The 6,136-nt window shown below is 71.9% G+C and carries 7 protein-coding genes; 5 read left to right on the top strand and 2 right to left on the bottom strand.

The features are described from left to right. Window positions 1-142: 142 nt before the first annotated feature. Window positions 143-1,162: an aminoglycoside phosphotransferase family protein gene (locus tag ABZ749_RS26960; protein WP_357232731.1), complete on the bottom strand. Its 1,020-nt coding sequence runs from the start codon at window positions 1,160-1,162 to the stop codon at window positions 143-145. After that, entirely contained in the window at window positions 1,159-2,232 is a 1,074-nt protein-coding gene (locus ABZ749_RS26955) for a LacI family DNA-binding transcriptional regulator (RefSeq protein ID WP_357232729.1), read from the bottom strand. Before ABZ749_RS26955 ends, ABZ749_RS26960 begins: the two co-directional genes overlap by 4 nt. A gap of 93 nt (window positions 2,233-2,325) precedes the next feature. Here ABZ749_RS26955 and ABZ749_RS26950 point away from each other — a divergent pair, with 93 nt between their 5' ends. The 5 genes from ABZ749_RS26950 to ABZ749_RS26930 all read left to right on the top strand — a co-directional run. Continuing rightward, entirely contained in the window at window positions 2,326-2,670 is a 345-nt protein-coding gene (locus tag ABZ749_RS26950; RefSeq protein ID WP_355006751.1) for a cupin domain-containing protein, read from the top strand. Continuing rightward, window positions 2,663-3,379: a cupin domain-containing protein gene (locus ABZ749_RS26945; RefSeq protein ID WP_357232727.1), complete on the top strand. Its 717-nt coding sequence runs from the start codon at window positions 2,663-2,665 to the stop codon at window positions 3,377-3,379. Before ABZ749_RS26950 ends, ABZ749_RS26945 begins: the two co-directional genes overlap by 8 nt. Window positions 3,380-3,546: 167 nt before the next feature. Further along, a complete protein-coding gene (locus ABZ749_RS26940) occupies window positions 3,547-4,518 on the top strand; it encodes an ABC transporter permease (RefSeq protein WP_357232725.1) in 972 nt (323 codons plus the stop codon). 23 nt (window positions 4,519-4,541) lie between these two features. Continuing rightward, window positions 4,542-5,546, top strand: a complete 1,005-nt coding sequence (locus ABZ749_RS26935) for an ABC transporter substrate-binding protein (RefSeq protein WP_357232723.1) — start codon at window positions 4,542-4,544, stop codon at window positions 5,544-5,546. Window positions 5,547-5,550: 4 nt separating this feature from the next. Continuing rightward, on the top strand, window positions 5,551-6,136 hold a 586-nt coding region (locus ABZ749_RS26930; RefSeq protein ID WP_357232721.1), incomplete at its 3' end, for an ABC transporter ATP-binding protein.

Here is a 6,136-nt window from a genome sequence, read left to right as displayed (position 1 = left end):
TGTGCTCAGCTTGTTGACGGTGGGCCCTGTGGTCCGGGCCCCCTCCCGCCCACGCGGGGGGGGGGGGGGGGGGCGCCCCCCCCCCCCCCCCCCCCCCCCCGCGCCGGCCGATCATGCGCCGGATGCCACCCGCGCCGGGACGTCAGCCCGAGGCGAGCGCGGCCAGCTCCTCGTCGAGCAGGGCCGCCAGCCGGGCGGACCGCCAGGGATGGCTGTGCGCGGTCATCCCGCGGCTGGGCATCTCCACTGTCATAAGCAGGTACAGGTGCAACCGGTAGAGACCGAGCCGACGGCGTGCCGAAGCGTCCAGCACCAACGGTTCGGGCGCGCCGGCCTGGTAGCCGCGCAGCAGGGGATGCTCCGGCTCGTCCTCCACGCGTCGGAAGAGCAGCGGCGAGACCAGGTCCAGCAGCGGGTCGCCGTAGAGGAACCGCTCGCCGTCCACCAGGCCGCGCAGCCGCAACCGGCCGTCCGCGTCGGGTGCCGCCAGCACGTTGCCGTCCCAGCAGTCGAAGTGCAGCAGCGCCGGTCGGCGTACCTCGTCGAGCACGTCGGCGTGCCGCCCCACCAGCGCGTGCAGCTGCTCCGGGGTCACCGGCAGTCGGACGTCCCAGTCCGCCGCGTCAGCCAGGAGCGCGTCGAGCATCGCCGTGAACGCCGCCCGCCAGGTCGGCCCGCCGGCCCGGTCGTCGTCGTACCCGAACCGCTCACCGGTCACCCCGTGCAACGCGGCGAGGGCCACCCCGAGGTCGTGGCGCGCCGGGCCGTCGTCGACAACGACACCGGCCTCGGCCAGGCCGGACAGCGACCGGCCGGAAAGCATCGTGGTGACCAACCACTCGCCGTACGCCGGGTCGGCGCCGCGCCAGAGCACCGGGGGGACGGGCACCTGCGGCGCCCGCTGCGCGACGAGTCGAAAGTATCGCTCCTCGGCAGCGCAGAGCCCGCGCTCGTAGCGCAGCAGCGGGGTTCCGGCCGGCGGAGCCAGCTTCACCACCACCCGACGCTCGTCGTCGAGCAGCGCCCACCAGACCGTCGCGTACCCGCCGCCGGCCAGCGGACCAGCGTCGCGGACCCGGGTGTGTGGGCCGAACGACGCAGCGATCAGGTACGCCACGTCGGCGCGCGTGAGGGGCCGCTGGGTCGGGCTGACACCGGTCACGACGTCCTGTCACCTCGCCGGGCGCGTGGCGCGGAACCCGCGGTGGCGCGGGTGGACCGGGGGACGGGACCGGCGGTGTCGCGGCGGACCAACTCGGCGGGGAGCACCTCGATCCGGGGCGTCGGGGCTCCGACGCCGAGCACCAGGGACATCGCCCGCACACCCATGTCGACAAGGGGCAGTCGCACTGTGGTCAGCGCCGGGGTCACGTCCCGGGCGATCGGCATGTCGTCGAAACCCAGCACCGAGATCTGCTGTGGCACCGCCATCCCACGCGCGCGCAGAGTGGCGAGCGCGCCGATGGCCATCGAGTCGTTGAGCGCCACGACGGCGGTCAGCTCCGGGTCGGCGTCGAGCAGTCGGGCGGTGGCCTCCGCGCCACCGTCGCGGTCGAACTCCGCGTAACGGATGCGCCGTTCGGGCAGCTCGCGGCCCTGCTCGGTGAGGGCCTGCCGGAGGCCGGCGAGCCGGTCGGTGGTGGTGGTCAGGATGCGCGGGCCGGCGACCACGCCGATCGCCCGGTGTCCCAACCCGCACAGCTCCCGCCCGGCGAGGTAGCCGCCGGTCCGGTTGTCCGGCATCACCGCGTCGCCGGAGTGCTCGTGCCGGCCGATCACCGCCACCCGCCCGCCGGTGGCCTCGTACGCGGCGAGCTTCTCGTTGAGCTGCCGGGTGAACGCCTCGTCGTGGTAGCCCGAGCCGGCCAGGATCAGCGCCGCCACCTGGTGGCCGCGCAGCAGCTCCACGTACTCCAACTCGCGGTCCGGGTCCCGGTAACTGTTGCAGATCATCAGCAGCCGGCCCTGGTCGGTGGCGACCCGTTGCAGCCCTCGGGTGATCTCCGCGAAGTAGGGGTCGGAGACGTCGTGCACGATCACGCCGACAGCGCTGCGGTGCGAGCGGGCCAGCAGTTGGGCGTGCGCGTTCGGCACGTACTGCAACTCGGCGACGGCGGCGAGCACCCGTTCCCGCAGCTCGTCGGTAACCGGCTTGCTGCTGCCGTTGATGACGCGGGAGGCGGTGGCGGGCGAGACGCCCGCTCGGCGGGCCACATCGGACAGGGTCGCCATGGCCCGCCCCCTCGATCTGTTGACGGCGTTTCGTCGTGCCGGCTAGCGTCACCGTACCGCAGAGAAAGCCCTTTCCCGCAGGGAGGCCCGGCCGTGTCCGATCGCTTCGCGGTACTTCAACTCGACGAACTTACCGCCCGTCGCTGCTCGTGTGGGACCACCCGCCGGGGCTTCATCGCCGAGAGCGAGGGCCAGGCCAGCGTGCATCTGCTCCAGGTGCAGGACGCGGTGACCCACCACCACCGGGTCGCCACCGAGTACTACGTCGTGCTCGCCGGTGAGGGCGAGATCGAGCTGGACGGCGTCCGTCACCCCGCTCGGCCGATGTCCGCGTTCCTGATCAAGCCGGGCTGCCGGCACCGGGCCATCGGCGACCTCACCGTGCTGCTGGTGTCACTGCCGGCCGCTGACGACACGGACGAGTACTTCGATGCGTGACCGGCCGGCACCACTGCCCGGCGGGGTCGGGGTGTCCCGGCTGCGCGTCTACGACACGGTGGGCCCGGACGGCCTGGTCGGCGGCACCCCGCACGTGCACCTGTGCTGCACCGAGGGGTACGTGGTGACCGACGGCGAGGGCATGGTGCAGACCCTGACCACGGACGGCTATCGGGAGACGCCGCTGAGACCGGGGGTGGTGGTCTGGTTCGAGCCGGGCACCGTGCATCGCCTGGTCAACACCGGCGGGCTGAGCATCGTGGTCCTGATGCAGAACAGCGGCCTGCCCGAGGCGGGCGACGCGGTGCTGACCTTCCCACCCGAGGTGCTGGCCGATCCGGCCGCGTACGCCGTGGCGGCGGCGTTGCCCGACGGGGGAGCGCCGGGCGCGGACGTGCGCGTCGCGTACCGCCGTCGGGATCTGGCGGTGACCGGCTTCCAGGCGCTGCGGTCCGGTGGTCCGGCCGCGTTGGCCGCGTTCCACGCCGCCGCGACAGCCCTGCGCCAGCCGTTGCTGACGCGGTGGCGGCAGCGGTGGGAGGCCGGCGCGGGCCGCGCCGCCGCCGACACCGCCGCTCAGCTCGACGCCCTGGAGCGAGGGGACCCGGGACACCTGGGCGACGCTGGGGTGTACGTGGTGGACGCGCCGGTCGAGAGGGGCCGGTTGGGCATGTGCGGCCTACTGGACACCTACCCGGCGGCCGGCTGACCGTCCCCTCGGGACGGCTGCCGAAGGCTGCCAGGCATCGGCGGAAACAGATCGAGGAAAGGCCTTGCCCGGCGTGAGGGGGCCGCCTACGCTCCAGGAAAGCGTTTGCCTGATCCGTCGACCGGCCCGTTCCATGGGCGTCGTGCCGGGCCCCGAGGAGGTTCCGCGTGACCGAGAACTCTTTGGACACGGCGGGTCGGCAGGCCGCCGCCGACCTGACCGGCGGTGCGCGAGCTGCCGCTGCCGGGCCCGGCAGCACCGATGCGCGGCAGGCTCATGACGGCGCGGATCCGTCCACTGTGGTGAAAGCGGCACCCGGCGGCGGCCGACCACCACGTTCCACGCTCGCTCGCCGGGCGGTGACCTTCGCCGACTCGCTCTGGCGCCCGGCGCTGGTGCTCGCGGTCTTCTTCGCCGCCTGGTGGTTCGTGGCGGCCCGCGAGTACGTCCCGAACTACCTGGTGCCCACCCCCGGCCAGGTCTGGGAGACGATGACCACCCAGTGGTCCGAGCTGGCCCGGCACACAGTGGTCACCCTCTACGAGACAGTGCTCGGCTTCGTGCTCGCCGCCGCGTTGGGTCTGGTCACCGCTGTCGCCATCGCCTACTCCCGCACCCTGGACAAGGCGCTCTACCCGATCGTCCTGTTCGCACAGGTCATCCCGAAGATCGCCATCGCGCCGCTGCTGGTGGTCTGGTTCGGCCTCGGCCTCACTCCGAAGATCATCCTGGCGGTGCTCATCGCGTTCTTCCCGGTGGTCATCTCCGGCGTGGCCGGCCTGCGCTCCACCGACCCGGAGCTGCTCGACCTCGCCGCCACGATGGGCGCCGGGCCGTGGCGCACCTTCCGCAAGATCCGCTTCCCGAACGCGTTGCCGCACCTGATGGCCGGCCTGAAGGTGGCCGTCACCCTCGCCGTGGTCGGTGCCGTGGTCGGTGAGTTCGTCGGCGCCAGCGAAGGGCTCGGCTACGTCCTGTTGCTGGCAAACGGCAACCTCGACGCCCCACTGCTGTTCGCCGACCTGATCCTGATGTCCGCCATCGGCATCGTCCTGTTCGTCCTGGTCGAGATCGCCGAGGCACTGCTCATTCCGTGGCACGCCAGCCGCCGGGCCGGCGTGTCCCTCACCACCTCCTGACCGACCCCATCACGGAGGCACCGATGAAACGCACCGCCACCACCGTCCTGGCCACCGCCGCTCTGCTCCTCGCCCTCACCGGCTGCGGTGGGGACGACCCCGCCGGCAAGACCGGCGCGGACGGCAAGAAGCAGGTCACCCTCACCCTCAACTGGGTGCCCTACGGCGAGCACGCGCCCTTCTACTACGGCCTGCAGAAGGGTTACTACTCCGCCGAGGGCATCGACCTGAAGATCCTGCCCGGCAACGGCTCGGGCAACACCGTCAAGCAGGTCGCCCAGAAGCAGACCGACTTCGGGTGGGCCGACAGCCCGGTGCTGCTGAAGTCGGTGGCCAGCGGCATGCCGGTGCGCAGCCTCGGGGCGTACCTGGAGAAGGGACCCTCCTCGGTGGAGTTCTTCACCGAGGAGAACATCAAGACCCCGGCCGACCTCAAGGGCAAGACCGTCGGCGGCACCCCCGGCGACGCCCTCTACGCGACCTTCCCGGCCTGGCTGGAGAAGAACGGCCTCAAGAAGGACGACGTCAAGGTGGTCAACGTCGACGCCGCCGGCAAGATCGCCGCCCTGGCCGAGGGCAAGGTCGACGCGATCATGGGCTTCTTCCACGACCAGGCGCCCACGATCGAGAGCAAGACCGGCAAGAAGGTCGACGTGCTGCTCTTCGCCGACTACGGAATGAACCTGCTCGGCACCGGCCTGATCGCCAACACCCAGACCCTGCAGAAGGACCCGGAGCTGGTCCGCAAGTTCGTCAAGGCCACCCAGAAGTCCTGGGCCGACGCCGCCCGGGACCCGGCCGGCGCGGTGAGCGCGATGACGGCCCTGGCCGAGAACGAGCCGGCGCCCGAGGTGCTCACCAAGCAGCTCACGCTCAACATGCCGCTGATCGGCGCGGACGGCCCGCCCGGGGTGAACACCGAGGCCCAGTGGAGCGAGACCATCGACCTGATGTCCCGCTACGCCGAGCTGAAGGACCCCGGAGCGCCCAACGCGTACTGGGACTCCTCGTACGCGGCGCAGGGGTGACCCGGTGACCGCCGCGCCGGCAGCCACCGGCACCGCCATCGGGATGTCCGGGCTGACCGTCCGGTTCACCACCCGACGGACGCAGACCATCGCGTTGGACGACGTGTCGCTGGACATCGAGCCGGGCGAGTTCGTCACGATCGTCGGCCCGTCCGGCTGCGGCAAGTCCACCCTCCTCAAGATCGTCGCGGGGTTGGTCAAGCCGACCAGCGGTGACGTGTCCCTGTTGAAGCGCCCGGTACGCGGCCCGCAGAAGGAGATCGGCTTCGTCTTCCAGAAGGCCGCGTTGCTGGAGTGGCGCGGCGCCCGAGCCAACATCCTGCTCCAGGCCGAGATGCGCGGCATGGACCGGGTGCAGGCGGCCCGCCGCGCCGACGAGCTGATCGAGATGACCGGCCTCACCGGTTTCGAGAAGGCGTTGCCACACGAGCTGTCCGGCGGCATGCAGCAGCGCGTGGCGCTCTGCCGCGCGCTGCTGCACTCCCCACCGGTGCTGCTCATGGACGAACCTTTCGGCGCCCTGGACGCGCTGACCCGGGAGCAGATGAACGCCGAACTGCACCGGATCTGGCGCGAGACCGGGACCACTG

Source organism: Micromonospora sp. NPDC047753, from assembly GCF_040642735.1.
Lineage (GTDB): Bacteria > Actinomycetota > Actinomycetes > Mycobacteriales > Micromonosporaceae > Micromonospora.
The sequence above is the reverse complement of the archived record's forward strand: the minus strand, read 5'-3'. Positions and strand labels throughout refer to the sequence as shown.